This window comes from Corynebacterium atrinae (assembly GCF_030408455.1).
GTDB classification, from domain to species: Bacteria; Actinomycetota; Actinomycetes; order Mycobacteriales; family Mycobacteriaceae; genus Corynebacterium; species Corynebacterium atrinae.
On record NZ_CP046977.1, the window covers coordinates 2,053,135 to 2,075,794 of the forward strand.

A 22,660-nucleotide genomic window follows, 5' to 3' on the forward strand; every position below is an offset into this window, starting at 1 on the left:
CTTTTCCGCACAGCCCCCATAGCTCAGTGGATTAGAGCATCCGGTTTCTACCCGGCTGGTCGCGGGTTCGAGTCCTGCTGGGGGCGCTTTGTCGTGTCTCGAGACATAGTTCCTACTTTGTCTCGGGGCATGACCTTTTTTGCGCGGGTTCAGGTCGGTCGAATCTGGTCGATTCGGCGGGAGTATCGGAGCTTCTTCTCCACTGATGCGTGAGACTTCTTGGGTGCCCCAGTATTTAAAGCCGCCACTGGCGGCCTCCTGTACCTGGCTGATCTTCGCTGATACCAAGGGAACCTACTGATCCGAGTTGTAAGGCTGCTAGCGGCTGGCCTTGACGTTTCCGTGGCCCCTTCTGATACTCGTCCACACTGCGTGTTCATAGTGGGTGGAACGATGTCCCGGGACATCTGCTTTTCTGATCCTGGGCACGATGATGTTCCTCCCGTGGGAGGGCGGGGCATGCGGAACAGTGTTGTGAGACATCAGGGCTTTATGGGGCGGAACGATCTCATGAGACATGCGGAACGATGTCACGGAATCAGACACTGCTGGGGGCGCTTTCGGGCGGGTGCCAAAATTCTCTAAAATGCGTCGGGGCGCTCGGCGTTTCCGCAGGTCGCCGCAAATCAGCTTTTAGATTCTAGAGAATTTTGGCACTCGCGACGCCCAACCCTGTGGCGCAGCACACATTTCCAGGCGTAAAATCGCGTGGGCCTCCACTCCTGGAGGTCACCGATCCCTCAAGCTAGGAGCCCTTAACAATGGCACGCACCGGCAGCCCCATCTGGATTGACCTCGGCACCCACGACATCGATGGGGCCGACTCCTTCTACTCGCAAGTGTTTGGCTGGGACATCCCCGAGGGAGCGGCTGAGTTCGGCGGCTACCGCATCGCTACCAAGGATGGTGTCCCGGTGGGCGGCATGATGAGTTCGCTCATGGGCCCGGATCGCCCGCTCGAGGAGCCGGAGTACCCCACCGCCTGGACCGTTTACTTGGCAGTGGAGGATTGCGCTGCTGCGGTGGCGGCCGCGGAGAAGGCCGGGGCGACCGTCGTTGTTCCCGCGATGGAGGTCGGCGAGCTGGGTTCCATGGCGATCCTCGTCGATCCCGCGGGAGCTGGCGTCGGCTTTTGGGAGGCCAAGGAGTTCCCCGGCCTGGCCTTCAACGGCCAGCCAGGCACTCCCGTGTGGTTTGAGCAGATGAGCAAGGACTTCTCTGCGGCCGCAGACTTTTACCAAGAGGTGTTGGGCTGGAACCTCGCCTACATCGGTGAGGATGGCCAGCCGGTCGACGAGGCCCCGGCCTCAGGCATCCGCTACGCCACCAACGGTGCGGGCGAGAACGCCTCCGCCGGACTCTGTGAGGCCGATTCGTTCCTGCCCGCGGAGGTGCCCAGCTTTTGGCGCGCTTACATCGGTGTCACGGACACCGATGCCACGGCCGCCCGCATCGTCGAGCTGGGTGGAGCGCTCCTGGACGGTCCGATGGACTCTCCCTTCGGTCGCGTGGCGACGGTCGCGGACCCCCAAGGTGGCACCTTCCAGATCGTCAGCGTTGAGGGCTAAAGCACCATCGCCGCGATGAAACCAGAGATGAGCAGCGGGATGTTGAAGTGAATGAACGTCGGGATGACCGAATCCCGGATGTGATCGTGCTGGCCATCGGCGTTGAGGCCGGACGTCGGGCCCAACGTTGAGTCCGATGCCGGGGAACCGGCATCGCCGAGGGCGCCTGCGGTGCCGATGATCGCGACCGTCGCCACGGGCGAGAAGCCCAGAGCCAGGCAGAGCGGGACGTAGATGGTGGCGATGATCGGGAGCGTCGAGAAGCTGGAACCGATACCCATGGTGACGATGAGCCCGACGACCAGCATCGCGATCGCGGCGGCCGCCTTGTTGCCGGCGAACATTTCGGCCGAGGAGTTGACCAGGGACTCCACCTCTCCGGTGGCGCTCATGACGGCGGCGAAGCCCTGCGCGGTGATCATGATGAAGCCGATGAGCGCCATCATCCGCATACCGGAGGTGAAGATGTCATCGGCTTGGTTCCACCTCACCGCGCCGGTGCCCATGAAGATGGCGAGGCCCGTCAGGGCGCCGATGAGCAGGGAGTTCGCCTCCGAACCGCTGGCCTGCATGACCACCTGGATGACGAAGGTGGCGATGATCGCGATAATGGCCACCGTCACCCGGTAGCGCGAGATTTCCTCGTCGTGGGTCTCCGTGCCGCCAATGATCGGCTTATCGGCGTAGATGCGCGGCTTGCGGTACGTGAAAAAGACCGCGATGAGCAGGCCAACGATCATGCCCATCGCCGGGATAGCCATTGTGGACACAATGTTGATCTGGCTGGTGTCCATGCCAGCTCGCTCAATGTTGCCCAGCAAAATATCATTGAGGAAGATGTTGCCGAAGCCCACCGGAATCCACATGTACGTGGTGACGAGGCCAAACGTGAGCACGCAGGCAACGAGGCGACGGTCGATCTTCAAACGGTTAAAGATCGCCAGCAGCGGCGGAATGATCAACGGGATGAACGCGATGTGCACGGGAATGAGGTTCTGGCTCATGATCGACATCGCCAGAATGCCCGCGACCATGCCCCACTTCGTCATCGCCACCAGGGATTTCTTCCCCGATTCCGAACTGACATCAAGCTTATTAATCAACCAATTGGCCAACAACGCCGGCAACCCCGAGCTCGCCACCGCCATCGCGAAGGCACCCAGCAAGGCATAACTCAGCGCAATCTGTGCACCGCCAGACAGCCCGTCTTGGAAAGCAACCATCGTGCCCTCCAGGCCTAGACCGCCCAGCAGGCCACCCACGAGGGCACCAATGAACAAAGCCAGGACCACATGGACCCTGGACACGGCGAGGATGAGCATCACGAGGACGGCTATTAGCACAGCGTTCATGCGTTTTACTATAAAACTAGGCCGCGCCGATAGCTTGCTTTTTGGCGCAGAGGGTGGAGGCGTAGGGGTAGGCCTTCGCCGGCATAACTCATCTCATCACTGACAATTTCCATAAACTAGCGTTTAGCCACAGCTATCGCTCTCTATCAAAAGCGAAGAAAACTGGACACACCATGAGAGGCTCTGACGTGGAAGAGTTTCCGTTTCGGACCATGTTTGATGACGAGCCGCGTTCTGAGCTCGTCACGGAGAAGTTCTATAAGGACTACTTGGCGTGTCCATGGCCGGGTGAAGCAGCGATGCTGCCCTCCCCTGACCCGGATAAGTTCGTGATTATCTTCACCGACCGTGACTCCGCGGGTGGAGTTGTATCAGTTGCCGGTATGGATTGGGACCTTGCCTCTGAAATATCACTGCACTTCCAAGAGCGGGCGGAAGCGGACGCGCCGGTCGGTGATGTGTTTGACCGGATTCGATACGACTTCGGAGTTGAAGAAGTGTGGGAGCTAGACGATCTGACAGTCTTGGGCGACCTTCCCCGCGACTGGTAGCTGTCCCGATCTCCACTACCAGCCAAAATGTGGCGGTCGAGGTCCTGGCCAACCTTTCGACTGGTCCGTGGACTTAAGCTGTACTCCAAACGCATTCGCTGCACAGACAGGAAGATCTATGTCCCTCCCCTCCCCCAGCCCGACATCCCGCGCGCTCGTGACCGGCGCCAGCCAGGGCATCGGCAAGGCGATGGCGCGTGACCTGGCATCGATGGGTCACAGTTTGATCATCGTCGCGCGTCGCGAAGCATTGCTCGCCGAACTCGCCGCCGAGCTGGAGAGCCGCCACGGCGTCACGGTAGAGGTCGTCGCGTGCGACTTGAGCAAGCACGATGAGGTAACTCGTCTCATCGAGCTTATCGACGCCCGCGAGGTCTCCATCCTCATCAATTCCGCCGGCATTGCGTCGTTCGGGCCCCTGCTAAAGCAGGATTGGAACTACGAGGTTGATCAGTTCAACCTCAATGCGACGGCAGTCCACCGCCTCACGCATGCAGTGCTCAAGGGGATGGCGGAGCGTAAGGATGGCGCGATCTGCAACGTCGGCTCGGCGGCAGGCAACGTGCCGATCCCGAACAATGCCACCTACGTTTTCACGAAGGCGGGCGTCAACGCTTTCACCGAAGCCCTGCACTACGAGTTGAAGCCACTGGGCATTCATTGCACTCTGCTGGCCCCTGGGCCAGTCCGGGAAGCTGTGGTGCCTGATGAGGAAAAATCGATCGTCGATAAGGTTGTTCCGGATTTTCTGTGGACGACGTACGAATCCTGCTCGCGTGAGACTCTCGAAGCGATGTCGAAGAACCAGCGGCGTATCGTACCCGGCCCGCTGAGCAAGGCGATGAACGCCGTCTCCAAGGTTGCGCCGACGGGGCTGCTCGCTCCGCTCATGGGTCATTTCTACGCAAAGATGGGGAACTGACATGCCCGAGAATTCCACAAAAGTCGCCGCCAAGAACGATCGGCTCGTGTGGGTTGACCTGGAGATGACCGGCCTTGACGTGCATCGCCACGTCATCGTCGAAGTCGCCGCGCTGGTCACCGACGCCGACCTCAACATCCTCGGCGAGGGCGTCGACCTCGTCGTCCACGCCACCGAGGAAGAGCTGGCGCACATGGACGATTTCGTCACCACCATGCACAACAACTCCGGTCTCACCGCCCAAATCCGTGAATCAACCGTCACCATGGAAGAGGCCGAAGACGCCGTCCTCAACCTCATCGCGACCCACTGCTCCCCCGAACATCCCGCCCCGCTGGCCGGCAATTCCATCGCCACCGACCGCATGTTCATCCGCGAGCAAATGCCGCGTCTCGACGCTGCCCTCCACTACCGCATGGTCGACGTCTCCTCCATCAAAGAACTCGCCCGCCGCTGGTACCCCAAGGCCTACTTCAACCAACCCGCCAAGGGCCTCGCCCACCGCGCGCTTGCCGACATCGTCGAATCCATCCGCGAGCTCGACTACTACCGACGCTCCATCTTCGTCGACCTCCCCGGCCCCACCTCCGACGAAGCCTCCACCGAAGCAGACGCCGCTACCGAGTCCTACCAGCGGTTTTTGTAAAATCAGCTCCGTGCGTTAATCTTGATCACGCTGCAATTGCGCAGCGATGGTGGCTGTAGTTCAGCTGGTAGAGCACCAGGTTGTGATCCTGGGTGTCGCGGGTTCGAGCCCCGTCAGCCACCCCAAAGTAGAAGCAGTCCTCGGTAAGTTATTCACTTAACTTGCCGAGGACTGCTTCGTTGTTTCCTAGGTGGGATCTGGGTTGTTCCTCGGTGGTTCCTGGGCGGTGAGGCAATATGGGCGTCATGATCTTTGACAACCTCGTCCTTGCCCTTTTCGCTGCGTTAGTCCTCACGGCGTTGATCGTCGTTGGTGTAGCACGGTCCGTCCTTCCGCGGCAAGACCAGGAGCGAACCACGTTTCCATGGTTCTGGGTCACCTTCCCCGTGACTGTTTTCGCAGGCCTCGTGGCTGCTTTACGCCTGGTCCCGGCCGCCCCAATGCAATCCGACTTCGGGTGGACAATGTACGCCCCGCTATCCGATCCAGTCGACTACGGCTTTCCAGACCTGCCCAGCACATTTATCTGGACTGTCATTCTCGTGGTGGGGGCGGTTGCTTCCGTGGTCGCCTGGAAGCGGGGGCGGGTTTAGGATCCATCGATTAACAGGAACTGAGCAGTCCAGAATTATCCAAAATGGTTTGGTCTCGACTGGAGTGACAAACAAACTGTGGACAGGTAATTAAGCTTCAGTCTCCACAGCACCTACTGTTTCCTGGTGCTAAGCACTCTCGAAGTCGCCAGGGCGTGTCACGTTGTTTGTGTGCGGGGCCTGATAGTTAAAGGTAGAACGCGAAGAAGTCCGGGTAGGCCACAGACACCTGGTTGATGGCCTGGTTCCAGCCAGTCACCGGCAGTTACTGATACACCACGCTAGCGGACGCAACCGCATGACACCGCGCAGCCACCCGGGGTCGTCGGTTGTTTACTGATAGATTCGACGCCGTGACCACGTCCGACCCCGCACTCGTCCCCGAACTTCTGGTGGCAGATACCCCCGCAAGCATCGAGTTCTGGTGTGGTCTATGTGGATTCACCATCGACTATCAACGTCAAGATGAAGGATTCGCCTACATCTCACGCGGAAGCGCACACCTCATGCTCGAGCAGCAAGGGATAGGCCGGAACTGGATCACCGCTCCGCTCGCGCGGCCGCTGGGGCGCGGGATCAATTTCCAAGTGTCCGTCCCGTCACTTTCGCCGATACTCTCCGCGCTGCGCGAGGCAGACTACCCGCTTTTCATGGAGCCGGAGTCGAAGTGGTATCGCATTTCTGAGACCGAAGAAACGGGGGTCGAGCAATTCCTCGTGGCTGACCCCGACGGCTACCTCATTCGCTTCCAAACTTCACTCGGGAGACGCCGCATTAATAGTTAGGTGAGGGTAAATCTGTAGCTGCCGGTACTGCACGCATTCTCCCTTCACACTCGATTCAAGTCATCCGTCCACCATCTCCGCCAGCAGCTCCTCCGATCGTGCCCGCCCGACAAGGTCACTCATCCCGCCGGTGACTAGCACCTCCCCCATTACACGGAGTTGCTTCTCCACTTCCCGCGGAGTTCCCCACACCGCCATCTCCAAGGTTTGCGCCATCCGGCGCTTCTCGGCGGCGCTCGGCACGGGGAGCTCCTCCACTGGAAGGAGGGCTTCGAACACGCCGGTCGTGCGGGCCCGGGCCTGCGCCCACGCCTCCGGAAGGAGGAGATCGCGGGCCGCATCCGTCGTATCGGCGACGGCGACGTTGAGGGAGTGAATGACCTGCGGGGCGTCGATAAGCCCGGGACGGAAGGCGCGGCGGTAGAGGTCAGCTGCATCTGTTTGGTTTGGGCCGCCGAGGATGATGCCGAGGCCGAGCTCGGCGGCAAGCTGCGCAGAGCGGAAGCCTGCGAGCAGCCACACGGGAGTGGCGGTGTCCAGGTGTCCGAGCATTTCCCGCAGGTCTGCAGGGTAGGCCTTCTTCAGCTCGGCAGGATCGCCCTGTCGCAGGGCAGCACGCACGTCGGCGGTGAAGCCAACGGAGGAGCCGATGCCGGCGTCGACCCGCCCTGGGTACAGAGCCTCCAGGGTGGCGATTTGCCCAGCAACAATGAGCGGCTGGTGCGTCGGCAGCATGATTCCCGCGGTGCCCACCCGGATTCGGCGAGTGCCCGCACCGACGGCAGTGGCCAGCATCGCCGGCCGCGATCCGGGAATGCCTGGGACGCCGTGGTGCTCGGCAACGAGGAAGCGGTCGAAGCCGAGGGCCTCAACGTGGCGGGCGTGGTCGATCACGCCTTGCAGGACATCCGCCGTGGTGGATGAGCCACCGATGGCATTGGCGCGGTCGAGGACAGAGAAACGCATGGTCCCCAGAGTAGGCGGAGGCCAACCCGACTAAACGCTATCCCCCTCCACCACGGCGTACACCGCCAGGTCATAGTGCTGGCCGCGGTGAAACTCCGCTTTCCGGGCGATGCCCTCAAAGCGCGCCCCACCCTTTTCGGCCACGTGTCGGGAGGCCGCGTTATCCGCCCGCGCCTTCACCTCCACGCGCTTGGCACCCCCGGCCAGGGCGTACTCCAGCACCAGGCGAAGGGCCACGGACTGCAGGCCACGCCCGCGGGCCCAGGGAGCGGTGTGATAGCCAATGTCATAGATCCCGGCGTCCTTATTGGTCACCCGTAATTCGATGCTCCCCAGGAACCGATCATCGTCGTCCGCGGTCATGACCAGCCGCACGTTATCCGTGTCCGCACTTTCGGCAATGAACGCCTCCGCCATGTCCAGCGTGTAGGGCTGGGGAATGGTGGTGAAGTCAATCATGCGCTGATCCTGACAGCAGGCGTAGAGGTCGGCCGCGTCGGCGCTAACAAGCGGACGCAATGCGATGCCTCCGCCGCGCAGGCGGACATCCTTGACTTCCCACAGGTTCATGGCTGCCAAGTTTAGCTGCCGAACCCCTTACCAGGAGCTGGTTTCATTAACGTTGCCCTTCTTCCATGTCTCCCAAGGGATGTTCCAATCGCCCAGGCCGTCATAGCCCGAGAGCGTGCCGGCGATAGTGTTCTTCACCACGACCGGATCGCCGCGCTTGACCGAGTTCTGGAACCAGTTGGCAGCCTCGGTGGTGACGTTGATGCAACCGTGGGACACATTGGAATAGCCCTGCTGCCCCACCGACCACGGGGCCGCGTGGACGTAAATCCCGGAGTAGGACATCTGCGTGGCGTAATCGACCATCGTCTTGTACCCACCGGAATCGTGCGAGAGCCCGAAAGTTTCCGAGTCCATGAGCAGCTGGCTATGCGAATCACCAATGATGTACGTGCCGTTCGGCGTCGGCCAACGATCCGCGCCGAGCGACACCGGAATCGAGCGCAGGACCTCGCCGTTCTTGGTCACGGTCATGGTCTTGGTGGCGTCATCAACCACGGTCATCACCTCATCGCCGATGGTGAACTTTGCCGCATTATCCGAGTCGCCGTACACTCCATCGCCAAGCTCCTGGCCATAGATATCAGCCTTCACCGCGACGGACGTGCCCGGAGTCCAGAACTCCTCCGGCCGCCAGCGCACCTCACGATTATTGAGCCAGAAGAACTGCCCGTCCACCTTCGGTTCCGTCGTAATGGTGATCGCATCTTGCGCCGCTTGCCGATCCGGGATCGCCTGCGAGAAGCGGAAAGCAATCGTCTGCGCCACCCCCACCGTCGAACCATCGAGCGGCGACAGCGCCACCGAAGCAATGCTCGTCGGCGTCGCCGTGGCGAAGGTGGACTTCGTCGTCTCGCCGTTCTTATCCTTCGCCGTGACGGTGTACGTCCGGTTATAACCCAGCACCTCATCGGTGGTCCAGGACTTCTTATCCTCGCTCAGCTTGGACTGGATGACCTTCCCATCCTCATTGACCATCTCCACACTCGCGAGGCCCTCATCCTGCGACTCCACCGTCACCGGCGTCGCCGGATCATACTTCTTGGTGCCATCTTTAACGGAGACCTTCGGCGCCGGCTTCGCCTCCGGCTCGCTTATCGACGCCTCCCCTTCCGCACCCTGCTGCCTATCCAGCGTGCATGCAGCCAGTCCCACCGCCGCAAACATGGTGACTGCTGCCACCACTGCCACCCGCCTCACGGCGGACACCGAAATTCTCACTACTCACACCTCAAGATTGCCCAATAATCGGGTCCAGCCTAGCCCCGCCCCCAACGCTTTTGGCCCTCCGCTGGACCAAAAAGAGGTTTCGTCATCGAACTGTTGCCTAATACACAGGAATACGGACTCACCCATACCGAAACCCACACAAATCCAACCCTTGACCAGGCGATTTTACTACCACGCCACCCGCCTGTTATATTTTTCTTCGTTGCCAGCACGGTCCCCACACCGGGAACGAGCAGGAAACAACCTAAGCGCCATTAGCTCAATTGGTAGAGCAACTGACTCTTAATCAGTGGGTTCGGGGTTCGAGTCCCTGATGGCGCACCACATTTAAGGCCCCTACCTGCAGAAACAGGTAGGGGCCTTAAAGTTTGGGGGTCGGGCAAGGGCACGGTTATGGCACGGTTTGACTTTCAACTGGGGGTGCATTTTGGCACCCCCGCCCCCTGATCGCGACCGGTTGGGCTCAAGTAGCACAATGTGAGGCAGGCCCGGGCGTGTCGCGAGGACCAAGTGGTGCGGGCGCTAAAAGTGCGTTTCGAGTTCACTCATTAATCGAGTAGCGAGATCTGGGAACTCGATTAATGGGTGAAGTCGTATCGCACTTTTGGGTCTTACGGGGTGAGATCAGCGACAGACCCCTCTGAGCAGTGCGTTCCGGGTCCTCGCGGCGGTCAAGATGGTTGCCGAGTTGCTCCTTGCACGTTGTTGGTGCGATCGAGTGGATTCTGGGCAGCTACTTCTCTGGCATTTCAGGATGGTGAACTGTGGTTTTCACGGAAACCGCACACACATTGTGCCACTTACCCCACCGGCTAAAACGGCCCAAAAGTCGCGATCAGCCACCCGCCCCTACACCAGCAACGCAATGCCGTAGACCGTGAGAGCTACCGCGACGATGTAGCCGCCGGCCTTCACCGTGAGTTCTTTGTGCTGGCGGAGGTATTCAAATGCCCGACCGAAGGGGCTGTAGGGGTAGGCCCGCACGAGGCCGATGAAGATGGCCGAGACAAACGGCAGGCTGAGTGCCAGGCTGGCGTAGAAGAGCAGGCCGACGTAGCGAACGGCCACGGAGAAGTCTCCGGCCGAGAGGTGTCCCAGCCCGGCAAAGAAGGGCAATGAAGTTGCAGACTGCACGACGCCGAGCACGAAGCCCGCCCCGACTGTCTTGAGGCTTGGGTTTTGTAGCGGCTCGAGGAAACGATTCATCACCTTGGTGTCCACTGACCCTGATCCCCGCAGGGTGAGCACCAAGGTCACCAGACCGACGATGATGAGCACCCAGCCGAAGATGGGGCTCTCCAGGGCGCGGCGGACGAGGTCGCCGAGGCCGTCGAAGATGAGGAGCGTGATTAGGGCGAGGACGAGGACTCCCAGCCAGTCGCCGAAGACGAGGCGGGTGACAATCTGCCGGTAGCGGCCTCCGCGGGGAAGCATGACGCCAAGCGCGACAATGATGCCGATGAGAAGCGCATTGAGCGAATCCATCAGCGCGAATAGTACGGCCTGGAGCATCAGTGTTCACCTTTTAGGGGCTGGGGGTGTGGCGTGGGGACAACTTTAGTAGCGGCGCTTCCGCAAGGCCCACACGGAGCCGACGAGCCCGACGATGGCGAGGACGATCGCGGACGTCACCACGAGGTTGTAGACGAGGAAGATGTCTACTTCGGGGTCTGCCACCGAGTAGGTCACGCTGCCGGAGCGGGCCATGTCCATCCCGACGGACATGGTCACCAGGACCACGAGGGACACGACGAAGGTGCCGAAGAACAGCCAGAACCAGGGGAATTTGTCGATCGTGGAGCACTTGCGCACCATGAGCACTGCTGCGAGCACGCCCGCCACGGCGAAGAGGCTCAGGAGGACCAGCAGCATTATGACAGCGCTCCGACGGTATCGGCGGTCGTGCCGTCGGAGAACTCGAGGTCGGTGAGCACACCCTCGGGGTCGTAGACGGCGACGTCGAATCCTTGCTCGCGGAAGCGCCGCAGGCCTTCCTTGACCATCCGGCGACCGACGAGGTTGAAGGAGGTGACGCGGGAGACGTCGAGAACCATGTCGGTGCCGCCGAGCTTTTGGCTGGTGAGCTCGTAGAGGATGCTCTCGGCGGCGGAGAAGTTGATCGTGCCCTGCAAGCGGATGATGGTGTGGTCGCCGTCGCGGGTGATGGAGCGGATGCCCGGCGCGCTGTAGTAGTCGGAGGACATGAGGTGCATGCCCATGTCCTCGGAGAGGCGCTCGAAGATTTTGACGCCGCGGTGGCTGTTTCCCTGGGCGTCGAGACGCGGCGACAGCGTGGCGATGCCAAGCTGGCCGGGCAGATTACCGATCAGCCCACCGGCGACCCCGGATCTGGCGGGAATACCGACATTCGCCATCCAGCGGCCTGCGCCGTCGTACATGCCTGCGGAGCTCATGACAGCGAGGGTGAGGCGGCAGGTTTTGGGGTCGAGGATCTGCTCGCCGGTGATCGGCTGGGTGCCGCCGTTGGCCAAGGTGGCGGCCATGATCGCCAGGTCGCGGACGGTGACCAGGATGGCGCATTGGCTGGTGTAGCTGGTCACGGCGTCGTGAGCGTCGTCGTGGATAATGTCGTAGCTGCGCAGCATGTGCGCGATGGATAGGTTACGGTCAGCGCCCTCCAGCTCGGAGGAACACAAGCCGGAGTCCATAGTCAGTTCGCGTCCGGCAAGGCGGGAGAAGAGGTCGCGGATCTTCTCCACCCGTTCCTCCACCGTGGAATCCTCGCCGTTGATGAGCTGGTTCACCGCGATGGCACCGGCGTTGATCATGGGGTTGACGGGGCGCTTGTCATTGTCGTCGAGCGAGAGCTCGTTGAACGCTTCGCCGGAAGGTTCCATGCCGACGACCTCCGCGACGGCGTCGGCACCCAGCTCCTGTACGGCGAGGGCGTAGACGAAGGGCTTGGAGATGGATTGGATGGTGAACTCGACGTCGGCGTCACCGGCGGAGTAGACGTGGCCGCTGGTGGTGCAGAAGGCGATCGCCAGGCGGGAGGGGTCGGCAGCGGCGAGTTCGGGAATGTAGGAGGAGACGTCGCCTCCGTCCTGGTCGCGGACGTCGTCAAGAAGATCGGCCAGGTATTCCGGGATGGGCGTCTGCATGACGTAGAGCTTACTTACCCTCACACGATGCCGACTAAGCTGAACCACATGTCCAGCCCAGCCACTGCCCTCATCATCGTCGATGTCCAAAATGATTTCTGCCCGGGCGGGAGCCTCGCCACCGAGCAGGGCGCGGAGGTTGCCCGCCTCATCGCCGAGCACGTCGCGCACCACGGCGAGCGCTACAGCCACATCGTCGCCACGCAGGACTGGCACATCGACCCGGGCAGCCATTTCTCCGAGGACCCCGACTTCGTCGACTCCTGGCCCGTGCACTGCGTGGCAGGCTCCCCCGGCGCCGAACTGCACGAGGCCCTGCACAACACGCTTATCGACGCCCTCTTCCGCAAGGGTGCGTACTCCGCCGCCTACTCCGGCTTCGAAGGAGCCGCCGAAGGCGGCGAAGGATTGGCGCAATGGTTGCGGCAACGGGGCGTCGATAAGCTCGATGTGGTGGGGATTGCCACCGACCATTGCGTGCGGGCGACGGTGCTCGACGGCCTCGACGAGGGCTTCGAGGTGCGGGTGCTCACGGACTTGTGCGCGGCCGTCGATAAGCAACGCGGCGACGCCGCTTTCGCCGAAATGGTCGGCTCCGGCGCGCAACTGAGCTAAGGAACCGGCACCCCGCCGTAGAGCCGCTCCATCTCCGCCATCTCAGCGGTCTGGACCGTGATCATCTCGGCGGCCATATCGCGCAGGGGTTGGTAGCCGCCCCCATCGACCTCATCCTGCGTCATAGCGATGACTTCCTGGTGGTGGAAGTGCATAAGCTCCAAAAAGCGTGTGCGCAGCTGCTCGCCTTGCAGCGCGGCGTAGGACTCATACACCCCCGGGGAGACCATGCCATTGGCGATGTGGTGCGAATGCACCTCCATATCCGCATCAATCCCCCACTGCTGCGCCCACTCATTCATCTGGGCGTTCTCCGCCTCCTGGCCATCGCGAATACGCTCGGCGAGATCCCGAACCTCCGGGTCAGTGACATCCGAGGCGAGCAGGACGCTCGCCATGTCGATCGCCTGCTGATGGTGCGGTACCATCATCCCGAGGAAGTGGACGTCGGTGTCATTGGCCTCCGCCGGCATGGCACCGGTGCGCTCGGAGACCATGTTCTCGGCCTGCTGCGGTTCGGCCGGGTCAGCGGCGCACCCCGCCAGCAGGCCCACCGCGAGGAGAGCCGCCAGTATCCGCAAAATCCGCATGTTAGACGCTGTTAGACGCGGCCGGCAAGCATCCGCTGCAGCTCCTTGATGTCACTGCTGCGCTTGCGGTTACGCAGCACCACCAAGGTCACGATGCCCACGACGGCGACGCCCACACCAGCGAGAACCTTCTGCACCTGCGGGTCTTGAATCTTGAGGTAGGCCTCGCGCTTGGCGTCGTTGACCAGGTTCTGCGGCTTGCTGCGGGTCGCGAGCTCATCCAGGGTGCTGGCGAGCTGGCGACGGGTGCGCTCGATGTCGCGCTGGATATCATCAATATCTCGTGCCACTAGGATCTCCCGATTCACATTTTGCTTATGGACGTTCACGTTTTTACCCACGTTAGTGTAGCGCCCCTTCCCGGTGCACACGCAGGTATCCGCGCACGCAAACGGTATGGTGGAGGACATGACAGAACCCTCACGTCTTGCCGTTGGTGACAAGGCCCCAGATTTCTCCCTCCCCGACGACACCGGAGCGACCGTCTCCCTCAGCGACTACGCCGGTCAGCGGGTCCTCGTCTATTTCTACCCGCGGGCGAACACCCCCGGCTGCACGAAAGAGGCCTGCGATTTCCGCGATTCTCTCTCCCAGCTCAATGACCAGAACATCGCGGTCCTGGGCATCTCTCCCGACTCGCCTGCGAAGCTCGCCGCGTTCCGCGCTGATCACGACCTCACCTTCCTCATCCTAGCGGACGAAGACAAGGCCGTCATGAAGGCCTGGGGCGCATTCGGCGAGAAGAAGAACTACGGCAAGATCGTCCAGGGCGTCATCCGCTCCACCTTCCTCGTCGAGCCCGACGGCACCATCGGCCTCGCCCAGTACAACGTCCGCGCCACGGGCCACGTCGCACGCCTCTTGCACGACCTGGGATAGTCGCGCATGAGTGAAGACACGATTATCGACGCCGCCGCAGCCGACGCCACCGAGGAAGGCATCCTCGTTCCCCGGCGTCGACCCGCGCAGGCCCGCAGTCGGGAGAGGTTCAATCGCATCCTCACCGCCGCGCGGAGCGTGCTTGTCGACGTCGGCTTCGAATCCTTCACCTTCGATGAAGTCGCCCGCCGCGCCGGCGTGCCTATCGGCACGCTGTATCAGTTCTTCGCAAACAAATACGTCCTCATCTGCGAACTCGACCGGGTTGATACCGCCGAGAACGTCGCCGAGCTAAAGAAGTTCTCCGAGCGCGTCCCCGCCCTCCAGTGGCCGGACATCCTCGACGAGTTCATCGACCACCTCTCCCGCATGTGGCACGACGACCCCTCGCGCCGCGCTGTCTGGCACGCCGTCCAGTCCACGCCGACCACCCGCGCGACGGCCGCGGCGACGGAAAAGCAGATGCTCGACATCATCTCCGACGTCGTCGCCCCCCTCTCCCCCGCCTCCTCCCCGGAGGAGCGGCTCCAGCTGGCTGGCCTGCTCGTCCACACGGTGTCGTCCCTGCTCAACTATGCCGTGCGCGACGAATCCCACGACGATGACCGCTTCGAATCCATCGTCAACGAGATCAAGCGAATGCTCGTGGCGTACCTCTTCGCGGTGGCCACCGGCTAACTTATTTCCGGAAAGTGCTTGCCAAAGTGGAAAGTTATTTCTATACTTAGGGCTATGGAAACTCCCACTCCCGACAACGCCCGCATCCTCCTCGACTACGCCAACACCACCACCCGCCACGCCGCCGGCGTCTCACTCGCCTGGCTCTGCTACATCGCCCTCTGCGCCGGTGGCGCCATCGCCGCCATCGGCCTCGCATACGCCAACGTCACCGACTCGACCCCCCTCCCCGCCTGGATCGCCGGCGGCCTGTGGGTCGGCATCGGCGCCGCGTTCACCGCTGGGGCCACTGCCCTATCCCCGCCAACCCGCCGCGGCTTCAATGCCCGTTGGGGCATCATGATCGCCATCTGGGCCGTCCTGTGGGTCGGGGTCTCCTTCCTCAATTCTTCGTTCACCCTCGGCCACGGCATCGCCCTGGCAGCCGGTTTCATGGCCGCTGCAGTCCTCGGCCCCATCTGGGACATTGTCGCGGTGAACAAGAAGTGACCCACCCACGCACCCAGCTCAACCCCGCCTTCACCAACCCCCTGCGGTTCTCGCTCATGGCGACCCTCTCCGGCGTCACCGAGATCTCCTTCAAACAAGCCCGCGAGTACCTTCAGACCACCGACTCCACCCTCTCCAAGCACGCGTCCGCTCTCGAAGAGCTGGGTTTCGTCGCCGTAAAGAAATCCTTTATCGGCAAAAAACCCACCACCCGGCTAGCCCTCACCAAACAGGGCGAAATCGCCTGGCAGGATCACCTCACCGCCCTGCGAGCCATCGCCCTCTAGCCAGTCACCACCAGGCACGTCGCCGTCGCATAGTCACCATCATGGCTAATCGACAAGCTGGTCCGAATCTCCCCGATGCTGCCCCGCACAGCCTCCGCCACCAACCCCCGCGTATCGACGTCCACCCGTCCCCAACCGTCCGACCGAACCTCAATCTCCCGAAAGTCCACTGCCTCCGGCGACATCGCCGGAGGCCTTCCATATAAGGCCTGCGACCAAGCCTTAATAAAGGCCTCCTTGGCGGCCCAACGGCCCGCCAAATGCAGGGCCCGATCAGGGCGGGTCGTGGCGGTACGCAGCTCCAGTGCGGTGAAAACCTGGTCGAAGGTGGACCCGGGCATCGCTAATTGCTCCCGGAACCCCGGGACCGCGACGATATCGACTCCCACGAAAAACATGGCTTTATCGTTCCACATTCAGGATCAGGAGCATGACGTAATACAGCGCCGCCCACCCGCAGATGAGCATGAAGAACAACACCGCCGGCCAGATACTGGGCATATAGAACAACAACAGCGGCACGGCGGCCGCAACCGCCAGGGCGCCAAGGGTACGCGGCAGGAAACGGATGGCGCTAAGGACCGCGCTGACGAAAGTCTCGCGCAGGGGCTGGGGGTTGTGGGCGTGCAGGGGATAAAACCACACCGTGACCGCTGAGATAACGATCACCCCAGACAATACCGCGGCGGCAAACACGAAGGTCAGGGTGGAAGTCAGGCCCGCGCGCAGGATCACCGAAAGCTCGTAGACAGCGAACAACAACACCGCCGTTGAGATAAAACACCACGCCGTGACCGGCCGCCAGCCACGGGCAAACACCCGGAAAAACTGCTTACTCCGACTCGAACCTTCGCCCTCAATCATCGACCCCAACACCGCCGCCGCCGCCCGGCTCGCAGAGCCGGCGGTGACCAGCGGCAGGCTGGTGAGGATGAGTAGGGCGTTGACCACGACGACGTCGGCAAGCAACGAAAGCGCGGAGTAGAGGCGGCCGTCGAGACCCATCACCTTAGTTTGGCTATCCCTTCACGGCGCCGGCAGCGACGCCCTCGATGATGTACTTCTGGGCAGACATGTAGAAGACGATGATCGGGATGATCGCCAGGACCAGCATCGCCATCATCGCGCCCATATCTCGGTTGCCATGCGAGCCGACGAAGCTCTGGATGAGCACCGGAATGGTCTTGTACCGCGTCGACAGGCCGATAACCAGGTAAGGCAGGAGATAGTCGTTCCACACCCACATCGCGTTCAAGATTGCGACCGTGATCGCCGTGGGCTTGCACATCGGCAGCACCACCCTGAAGTAGTTCTGGAGGGGGGAGCAACCATCGATCATCGCTGCCTCCTCGATCTCCAGGGGAATGGACTTGATGAAGCCGACGAACATGAACACCGACAACCCGGAGCCGAAACCGAGGTAGAGCACCACGATGCCGATGGGGTTGGCGAGGTTAAGCATGTCGGCGATCTTGACCGTGGGGAACATCACCATCTGGAACGGGATGACCATGGAGAAGACGAACATGTAATACAAGGCGTTCGTCCACCACGTTTTCACGCGCACGATGTAATAGGCGGTGAGTGCCGAGAAAAACACGATCGCGATGACCGACAGAATGGTGATGGTAAACGACCAGACGATCGCCCAACCGAAACCCTGACGCATGAGGCCAGTGACGAAGTTCTCCAGGCCGACCCACATCTCACCGAGGGGGATGGAGAAGGGATCGTTGGCGATGGCGAACTTGTTCTTAAACGCGTTCATGAAGATGAAGACGATCGGGCCTAAGAACACGAGCGTTAAGAAGGCGAGCACCGCATAAATGAACAGTGCGGCGGGCCCGCGGCTAGTGGAGCGTGCCTTGGTGAGTGGCTTGTCCAGCGTTGGCGCGGTCATGCCTCGACCTCCCTACTTCTGGTCGCCCGCAGCTGGAAGAGGGCGAACACGACGACGACCACCACGAAGATGACGGCCTTGGCCTGGCCCACGCCCTCCACACCGATGCGGTTGAACATGGTGTTGACGATGTTGAGCGCGACCATTTCCGTCTGCGACTGGGGCGCGCCATTGGTTAGGGCGAGGTTCTGGTCGAACATCTTGAAGGTGTTGGACAGAGTGAGGAACAAACAGATGGTGATCGACGGCATCACCATCGGAATAGTGACATGGCGCAAAACAGTCCACTTGTTGGCACCGTCGATCTCTGCGGCTTCCACGAGCTCCGGGGGCACGTTTTGTAGACCGGCGATGTAGATGATCATCATGTAACCCACCAACTGCCAGTTGATGAGGATGATCAGGCCCGCGTAGCCGTACTTCCAATCGGCGACGATCGTGGTGCCGTAGTTAGCCAGCACGGCGTTGATCATCGACTGCCAGGTATAGCCCAACACGATGCCGCCGATGAGGTTGGGCATGAAGAATACGGTGCGAAAGAAGTTGGTGCCGGCCAGCTTCCTGGTCAAAACCCAGGCGATGGCGAAGGCGAAAAGGTTGACAGTGACCAGGGAAACCACCACGACGAGTGCGGTAAATCCGAAGGAACGGACGAACCCTTCGCGCTGCCCGAAGGCATCGACGTAGTTCTGCACGCCCACAAAAGAGGCGTCGGTGATGGTGGTGAAACTGGCGAAGGAAAGGAGGAAACCCATAATGAACGGCACCAGGAACGCGATGGCGAAAGCGATCAGCGTGGGCAGCACGAAGATGGGGAAATACTTCTTCAGTGATTTTTGCATCGAATATCCATTTCAGATACCGAGGAGTGCCGCTGACCGCCGCCTTGAGGGGGCGGCCAGCGGGCGGGACAAGTGACTTACTTCAGCGCGGCTTGTTCGGCTGCCCAGGAGTCACGGACGGTTTCAACGACCTGGTTCCAGTCCAGGTTACCGGTGGCATACTGCGCCAGGGCCTGGCCGAAATCATTCTTGAACTGCTGGGATGGGAAGTACTGGAAGTCCCACGGAATGGCGGTCTTGGTCGAATCGGCCATGTTGGCCGCGATCTCCTTGGCCAATGGATCGTCCGGAGTGTCGGCGACGGTGAAGCCCTCGAACGGGGCGATAAAGCCGAGATCGCTGACGACCAGCGCGCGGCCCTCGTCGGTAGTAAACAGCCAGTTGACGAAATCGCGAGAGGCTTCCTGGTCTAGCTCGGAGGCCTTAGCGTTGACGGCCAGGTAGTTCTCGGTGCCAATCGCCAGGCCCTGGGAGGCCTCATTGGGCAGGCCCATGTACATCGGCAGGTACTTGATCTTGTCCTTCTTGACCACGTTGCCGTTGACGTCGCTGATCTGGCTCCACGCCCAGTTACCGTTTTGGACCATCGCAGCCTGGCCAAGCGCGAACTCCGCCATCGAATCGGACACAGCCTTCGACGGGGTGAGAGTGCGCGGGACCGTGGAGTTGTCGAGGTACAGGTCGAAGAGGTTCTTAAACTCCGCGTTGTACTTGAACTCCAGCTCCGCCGGGCGGTTGTTGTCGAGATCGACGAACTCCTGGTGCACGGGCAGGTTGGCCAGGTGGGTCTGCCAACGCCATTCCTCGCCCGAAGCCAAAGAGGTGGCGGCGAACACGCCGTTGATGCCCAGCTCGTCGGCCTTGGACTGCATGTCCTCGGCGACGGCCTTGAGCTCGGTGAAGCTGTCGACCTCATTCAAGGAGCCAACGGGCGCGCCGGGGAGCGCGAAGTAGTTGTCGAAGATCTCCTCGTTGTAGATGATGCCGTAGCCCTCGACGGCGAACGGCAAGCCGTAGATCTTGCCGTCCTCGCCCTTCAGCGGGTCAATGTCCGCATTGAGCGCCTTGGTGGCGTCGAGGTCGGTGATGTCGGCGGCGTAGCTCTGCCAGGTTTGCAGGCCAACGGGGCCGTTGATCTGGAAGAGGGTGGGGGCATCGGACTTGGCGACCTCGGACTTCAAGGTCTGCTCGTAGGTGTTGGAGGCAGCGGTGACGACCTTGACGGGGACGCCGGTTTCCTCCGTGTACTTCTTGGCGATGGCCTGGTAGGCGGCGTCCTGTTCCGGCTTGAAATTGAGGAAGTAGACGTCCGCGGTGTCTTCACTGGAGCCGCAAGCCACAAGCGCCGAAGCGGCGAGGACGCTGGCCCCGAGGGTGCCTAAAAGGCGTGAAAACTTACTCATACTCATGATCTCCCTTGGAGGTGCTAAATGTGACGAACTTAAAAAAACACAAATGGTGTGAGTTGACAGTCACAACCTTACTCCAAGTTGGTCAATTACCAACTTCCCTATGAACAAAAGGCAGAACTGGAGTTCAGAGGTGCTTGGGCTCGTGCTATCTTGGGGCTAGATAAGTCACAGAACATCTGCCACTTGTCGTAGGTCATAATTCGTCTGGCCTGAAGTCCCTTACCCACCTCTCACTTACGGATCGTTCGGCGCGTACCCGCCGATGGAGGCATCACTTTTATGGGCAATGTCACGTTTAACAACGCCACCCGCCACTTCCCTGGCAACGACCGGCCCTCGGTCGACAAACTCAATCTAGAAATCGCCGAAGGCGAATTCCTCGTCGTCGTCGGCCCGTCCGGCTGCGGCAAGTCCACCGCCCTGCGCATGCTCGCGGGCCTGGAAGAAATCAACTCCGGCAGCATCCACATCGGCGGCAAAGACGTCACCAACGTCGCACCCAAAGACCGCGATATCGCCATGGTCTTCCAGAACTACGCCCTCTACCCGCACATGACCGTCCGGGAAAACATGGGCTTCGCGCTCAAGATCGCGAAGAAGCCGCAGGCGGAGATCGACCAGCTGGTCGAAGCGGCCGCCCGCAGCCTCGACCTGCTCCCCTACCTCGACCGCAAGCCCAAAGCCCTATCCGGTGGCCAGCGCCAGCGTGTCGCCATGGGTCGCGCCATCGTCCGCCGCCCCCAGGTCTTCCTCATGGACGAACCACTGTCCAACCTCGACGCCAAGCTGCGCGTGCAGACCCGAACCCAGATCGCCTCGCTGCAGCGGGAGCTCGGCGTGACCACCCTGTATGTCACCCACGACCAGACCGAGGCTTTGACCATGGGCGATCGCATCGCGGTCCTCAAAGACGGCGTGCTGCAACAGGTCGGTACCCCACGGGAGATGTATGAGACCCCGGCCAACGAGTTCGTCGCCGGGTTCATCGGCTCCCCCGCCATGAACCTCGGCACCTTTGCCGTCACCCCGGACGGCACCGCCACCCTGGGTGCCGCGACGGTGCACATCCCAGCCGCCACCCGGGAGGCGATGCGTGCGGAGGACAACGGCGAAGTCATCATCGGTTTCCGCCCCGAAGCCCTCGACATCGTGCCCGAATCGGAAGCCCAGACCGGCACCATCCCCGTCGAAGTCATCCTGGTCGAGGAGCTCGGCTCTGATTCCTATATCTACGGCCGACTAGTCGGCGGCGGCGATCTGGGTTCGGGCACGAAGTCGAACCCGGATGAGGTAGAGACCAACCAGATCGTCATTCGCGCGCAGCCGAACCTGGCGCCCGCACCGGGCTCAGTCGTGCACATCCGCGTCCACGACGGCGCCCTGCACGCATTCTCGGCGTCGACGGGCGAGCGCCTGCCGTCCTAAATCAAGCTAGACGCTGGAGAGAAGCACGCCGAGCGGAATGACCGAGGAGCTTTCGAAGGTGACCTTTGGCTTCTGCTCGGCGGGCTTTTCCACGGGCTTCGGGGTGCTCGGCTTCACGCCCTCCTCGCTGAAGACCCCGCAAGCCGCAGCACGCAGGTCGACGAGGCCGATCAGGGACTTCTTGAGTCCCACGTCGACCTCGTTGAGCTTGTCTGGGTTTTCCAGCTTGCCCAGGCTGGAGCGGTATTCCTCCGGGGTGGTGGCTTTGTGGCTAGTGGCGTTTTCGGCCAGCTCCCCGACCGGGGTCACGCTGACGTTCTACTCGATGGTCTGCGGGTCTGCGCCTGAGCAAGAGGGGCAAGGCCACCCAAGGCCATGGCGCCAGCGCTAATAAGGGCGAGGATGCGGGAGCTATGCATCGCATATATACCTTTCCCGCTGGGTAGAGATATAGACGCTCAAGATCATGGAGCACCACCCTAGAGCGCGCGAGCAAAATACCCTGCTCCTCTCAGGATCCACACACGGTCTTCTCGCTTTACGGTGAGTCAACTCTGTGACCTGCAAGCTGGATCAAGATCACGGTGCAATGCCGAACTGAGCATATTTAGCCCGTGCGCCGCTTCAGCTGGTCCCGCAACTACAGACTTTTCAATCCCACCGAGAAACCAAGATTCCTGGAAGCGCTACTGAAACGTCAGCACCCGTGAAGCTACGTCCTGGGGATTCGTGTCGCCGGAGGTTTAAAGTGTCCAACATTTCAGGAGGACGTGGAGTCGTGCCTGCTCAACTATGCCGTCCGCGACGATTCCCACGATGATGCGAGCTTCGAATCCATCGTCAACGTGAACAAGCGGATGCTCGTGGCCTACTTCTTCGCGGTGGCCACCGGCTATCAAGTTTGCGGAATGTGCTTGCCAAAGTAGAAACTCCCACCCTCGGCCCCATCTGGGACGTAGTTGCGGTGAACAAGAAGTGACCCACCCACGCACCCAGCTCAACCCCGCCTTCACCAACCCCCTGCGGTTCTCCCTCATGGCCACTACCGCCGGCGTCACCGAGATCTCCTCCAGACCATCGACTTCACCCTCTCCAAGCTCGCGTCCGCTACTTTCAGCTCGATCCCGGTATTGCCAGCTGCTCCCGAAACCCAGGAACATGGACGATTTCGACACCAACGTGGTACCTGCCCACCATCGTCCCCCCCTCCCACTTTCGAGGGTTCCTGGTGACGCAAG

The 22,660-nt window shown here is 61.4% G+C and carries 28 protein-coding genes and 3 tRNA genes; 16 read left to right on the plus strand and 15 right to left on the minus strand.

What is annotated here, in order from left to right; genetic code table 11:
- The first annotated feature begins 12 nt into the window (after positions 1-12).
- Together CATRI_RS10015 and CATRI_RS10020 are read left to right on the plus strand one after the other, a co-directional pair.
- A tRNA-Arg gene (locus CATRI_RS10015) sits at positions 13-86 on the plus strand.
- A 675-nt stretch (positions 87-761) separates the two neighbouring features.
- Positions 762-1,568 carry a VOC family protein gene (locus tag CATRI_RS10020; protein WP_290217171.1) on the plus strand — a complete coding sequence of 269 codons (807 nt, stop codon included), beginning with the start codon at positions 762-764 and terminating at the stop codon, positions 1,566-1,568.
- On the opposite strand, the gene CATRI_RS10025 is transcribed toward CATRI_RS10020, so the two are convergent.
- Entirely contained in the window at positions 1,565-2,920 is a 1,356-nt protein-coding gene (locus CATRI_RS10025) for a Na+/H+ antiporter family protein (protein WP_290217174.1), read from the minus strand. The two genes, CATRI_RS10020 and CATRI_RS10025, sit on opposite strands and share 4 nt — an antisense overlap.
- Positions 2,921-3,093: 173 nt before the next feature.
- On the opposite strand from CATRI_RS10025, the gene CATRI_RS10030 reads away from it, so the two are divergent.
- The 6 genes from CATRI_RS10030 to CATRI_RS10055 all read left to right on the plus strand — a co-directional run bounded on the left by CATRI_RS10030 (position 3,094) and on the right by CATRI_RS10055 (position 6,417).
- Positions 3,094-3,471, plus strand: a complete 378-nt coding sequence (locus CATRI_RS10030; RefSeq protein WP_290217176.1) for a hypothetical protein — start codon at positions 3,094-3,096, stop codon at positions 3,469-3,471.
- 118 nt (positions 3,472-3,589) lie between these two features.
- The gene (cmrA, locus tag CATRI_RS10035; protein ID WP_290217178.1) at positions 3,590-4,393 is read left to right on the plus strand and encodes a mycolate reductase; all 804 of its coding nucleotides are present in this window, start codon (positions 3,590-3,592) and stop codon (positions 4,391-4,393) included.
- A gap of 1 nt (position 4,394) precedes the next feature.
- A complete protein-coding gene (gene orn / locus CATRI_RS10040) occupies positions 4,395-5,039 on the plus strand; it encodes an oligoribonuclease (RefSeq protein WP_290217181.1) in 645 nt (214 codons plus the stop codon).
- Between the two features lie 49 nt (positions 5,040-5,088).
- Positions 5,089-5,164, plus strand: a tRNA-His gene (locus CATRI_RS10045).
- Positions 5,165-5,284: 120 nt separating this feature from the next.
- Positions 5,285-5,632 carry a hypothetical protein gene (locus CATRI_RS10050; protein ID WP_290217183.1) on the plus strand — a complete coding sequence of 116 codons (348 nt, stop codon included), beginning with the start codon at positions 5,285-5,287 and terminating at the stop codon, positions 5,630-5,632.
- Between the two features lie 353 nt (positions 5,633-5,985).
- Entirely contained in the window at positions 5,986-6,417 is a 432-nt protein-coding gene (locus CATRI_RS10055; RefSeq protein ID WP_290217185.1) for a bleomycin resistance protein, read from the plus strand.
- 60 nt (positions 6,418-6,477) lie between these two features.
- On the opposite strand, the gene CATRI_RS10060 is transcribed toward CATRI_RS10055, so the two are convergent.
- Genes CATRI_RS10060 through CATRI_RS10070 form a run of 3 tightly spaced genes read right to left on the minus strand, consistent with a single transcriptional unit; the run spans position 6,478 to position 9,120 of the window.
- The gene (locus CATRI_RS10060; RefSeq protein WP_290217187.1) at positions 6,478-7,383 is read right to left on the minus strand and encodes an MsnO8 family LLM class oxidoreductase; all 906 of its coding nucleotides are present in this window, start codon (positions 7,381-7,383) and stop codon (positions 6,478-6,480) included.
- Positions 7,384-7,413: 30 nt separating this feature from the next.
- Positions 7,414-7,953 (minus strand): GNAT family N-acetyltransferase, encoded by a 540-nt coding sequence (locus CATRI_RS10065; protein WP_290217190.1) that lies wholly within the window; start codon positions 7,951-7,953, stop codon positions 7,414-7,416.
- Between the two features lie 27 nt (positions 7,954-7,980).
- Positions 7,981-9,120 carry a L,D-transpeptidase gene (locus CATRI_RS10070; RefSeq protein WP_290221099.1) on the minus strand — a complete coding sequence of 380 codons (1,140 nt, stop codon included), beginning with the start codon at positions 9,118-9,120 and terminating at the stop codon, positions 7,981-7,983.
- 311 nt (positions 9,121-9,431) lie between these two features.
- Here CATRI_RS10070 and CATRI_RS10075 point away from each other — a divergent pair.
- Positions 9,432-9,507: transfer RNA gene (locus CATRI_RS10075), tRNA-Lys, on the plus strand.
- A 525-nt stretch (positions 9,508-10,032) separates the two neighbouring features.
- Here CATRI_RS10075 and CATRI_RS10080 read toward each other — a convergent pair.
- Genes CATRI_RS10080 through CATRI_RS10090 form a run of 3 tightly spaced genes read right to left on the minus strand, consistent with a single transcriptional unit; the run spans position 10,033 to position 12,305 of the window.
- Positions 10,033-10,695: a hypothetical protein gene (locus CATRI_RS10080; protein ID WP_290217192.1), complete on the minus strand. Its 663-nt coding sequence runs from the start codon at positions 10,693-10,695 to the stop codon at positions 10,033-10,035.
- A gap of 45 nt (positions 10,696-10,740) precedes the next feature.
- The gene (locus CATRI_RS10085; RefSeq protein ID WP_290217194.1) at positions 10,741-11,055 is read right to left on the minus strand and encodes a hypothetical protein; all 315 of its coding nucleotides are present in this window, start codon (positions 11,053-11,055) and stop codon (positions 10,741-10,743) included.
- Positions 11,055-12,305 carry a glutaminase gene (locus CATRI_RS10090; protein ID WP_290217196.1) on the minus strand — a complete coding sequence of 417 codons (1,251 nt, stop codon included), beginning with the start codon at positions 12,303-12,305 and terminating at the stop codon, positions 11,055-11,057. The genes CATRI_RS10085 and CATRI_RS10090 overlap by 1 nt, the downstream gene beginning before the upstream one ends.
- Before the next feature lie 27 nt (positions 12,306-12,332).
- On the opposite strand from CATRI_RS10090, the gene CATRI_RS10095 reads away from it, so the two are divergent.
- Complete coding sequence (locus CATRI_RS10095; RefSeq protein WP_290217198.1) at positions 12,333-12,920, plus strand: nicotinamidase; 588 nt, start codon at positions 12,333-12,335, stop codon at positions 12,918-12,920.
- Here the strand turns inward: CATRI_RS10095 and CATRI_RS10100 are convergent.
- Positions 12,917-13,510: a DUF305 domain-containing protein gene (locus CATRI_RS10100; protein ID WP_290217200.1), complete on the minus strand. Its 594-nt coding sequence runs from the start codon at positions 13,508-13,510 to the stop codon at positions 12,917-12,919. The two genes, CATRI_RS10095 and CATRI_RS10100, sit on opposite strands and share 4 nt — an antisense overlap.
- Positions 13,511-13,521: 11 nt before the next feature.
- A complete protein-coding gene (locus CATRI_RS10105) occupies positions 13,522-13,800 on the minus strand; it encodes a DUF3618 domain-containing protein (protein WP_290217203.1) in 279 nt (92 codons plus the stop codon).
- A 118-nt stretch (positions 13,801-13,918) separates the two neighbouring features.
- Here CATRI_RS10105 and bcp point away from each other — a divergent pair, with 118 nt between their 5' ends.
- From bcp to CATRI_RS10125, 4 genes are read left to right on the plus strand one after another with little or no spacing between them, the layout of a single operon-like run.
- A complete protein-coding gene (gene bcp, locus CATRI_RS10110) occupies positions 13,919-14,389 on the plus strand; it encodes a thioredoxin-dependent thiol peroxidase (RefSeq protein WP_290217205.1) in 471 nt (156 codons plus the stop codon).
- A gap of 6 nt (positions 14,390-14,395) precedes the next feature.
- The gene (locus CATRI_RS10115; protein ID WP_290217207.1) at positions 14,396-15,067 is read left to right on the plus strand and encodes a TetR/AcrR family transcriptional regulator; all 672 of its coding nucleotides are present in this window, start codon (positions 14,396-14,398) and stop codon (positions 15,065-15,067) included.
- A gap of 54 nt (positions 15,068-15,121) precedes the next feature.
- Complete coding sequence (locus CATRI_RS10120) at positions 15,122-15,556, plus strand: hypothetical protein (protein WP_290217209.1); 435 nt, start codon at positions 15,122-15,124, stop codon at positions 15,554-15,556.
- Entirely contained in the window at positions 15,553-15,843 is a 291-nt protein-coding gene (locus CATRI_RS10125) for a transcriptional regulator (protein ID WP_290217211.1), read from the plus strand. The genes CATRI_RS10120 and CATRI_RS10125 overlap by 4 nt, the downstream gene beginning before the upstream one ends.
- On the opposite strand, the gene acpS is transcribed toward CATRI_RS10125, so the two are convergent.
- The 5 genes from acpS to CATRI_RS10150 form a co-directional block, all read right to left on the minus strand.
- Complete coding sequence (acpS, locus tag CATRI_RS10130; RefSeq protein ID WP_290217213.1) at positions 15,840-16,241, minus strand: holo-ACP synthase AcpS; 402 nt, start codon at positions 16,239-16,241, stop codon at positions 15,840-15,842. The genes CATRI_RS10125 and acpS overlap by 4 nt on opposite strands.
- Before the next feature lie 4 nt (positions 16,242-16,245).
- Positions 16,246-16,848, minus strand: coding sequence for a MusI family membrane protein (locus CATRI_RS10135; RefSeq protein WP_290217215.1), 603 nt, complete (start codon positions 16,846-16,848; stop codon positions 16,246-16,248).
- A gap of 13 nt (positions 16,849-16,861) precedes the next feature.
- On the minus strand, positions 16,862-17,743 hold the full coding sequence (locus tag CATRI_RS10140) for a carbohydrate ABC transporter permease (protein WP_290217217.1): 882 nt from the start codon (positions 17,741-17,743) through the stop codon (positions 16,862-16,864).
- A complete protein-coding gene (locus tag CATRI_RS10145) occupies positions 17,740-18,585 on the minus strand; it encodes a carbohydrate ABC transporter permease (RefSeq protein ID WP_290217219.1) in 846 nt (281 codons plus the stop codon). Before CATRI_RS10145 ends, CATRI_RS10140 begins: the two co-directional genes overlap by 4 nt.
- 77 nt (positions 18,586-18,662) lie before the next feature.
- Positions 18,663-19,988 carry an ABC transporter substrate-binding protein gene (locus CATRI_RS10150; protein WP_290217221.1) on the minus strand — a complete coding sequence of 442 codons (1,326 nt, stop codon included), beginning with the start codon at positions 19,986-19,988 and terminating at the stop codon, positions 18,663-18,665.
- Between the two features lie 288 nt (positions 19,989-20,276).
- On the opposite strand from CATRI_RS10150, the gene CATRI_RS10155 reads away from it, so the two are divergent.
- Positions 20,277-21,422: an ABC transporter ATP-binding protein gene (locus CATRI_RS10155; protein WP_290217224.1), complete on the plus strand. Its 1,146-nt coding sequence runs from the start codon at positions 20,277-20,279 to the stop codon at positions 21,420-21,422.
- Between the two features lie 6 nt (positions 21,423-21,428).
- Here CATRI_RS10155 and CATRI_RS10160 read toward each other — a convergent pair whose 3' ends face one another.
- Entirely contained in the window at positions 21,429-21,731 is a 303-nt protein-coding gene (locus CATRI_RS10160; RefSeq protein WP_290217226.1) for a hypothetical protein, read from the minus strand.
- A gap of 461 nt (positions 21,732-22,192) precedes the next feature.
- On the opposite strand from CATRI_RS10160, the gene CATRI_RS10165 reads away from it, so the two are divergent.
- A complete protein-coding gene (locus tag CATRI_RS10165) occupies positions 22,193-22,348 on the plus strand; it encodes a hypothetical protein (RefSeq protein ID WP_290217228.1) in 156 nt (51 codons plus the stop codon).
- Positions 22,349-22,660 lie beyond the last annotated feature (312 nt).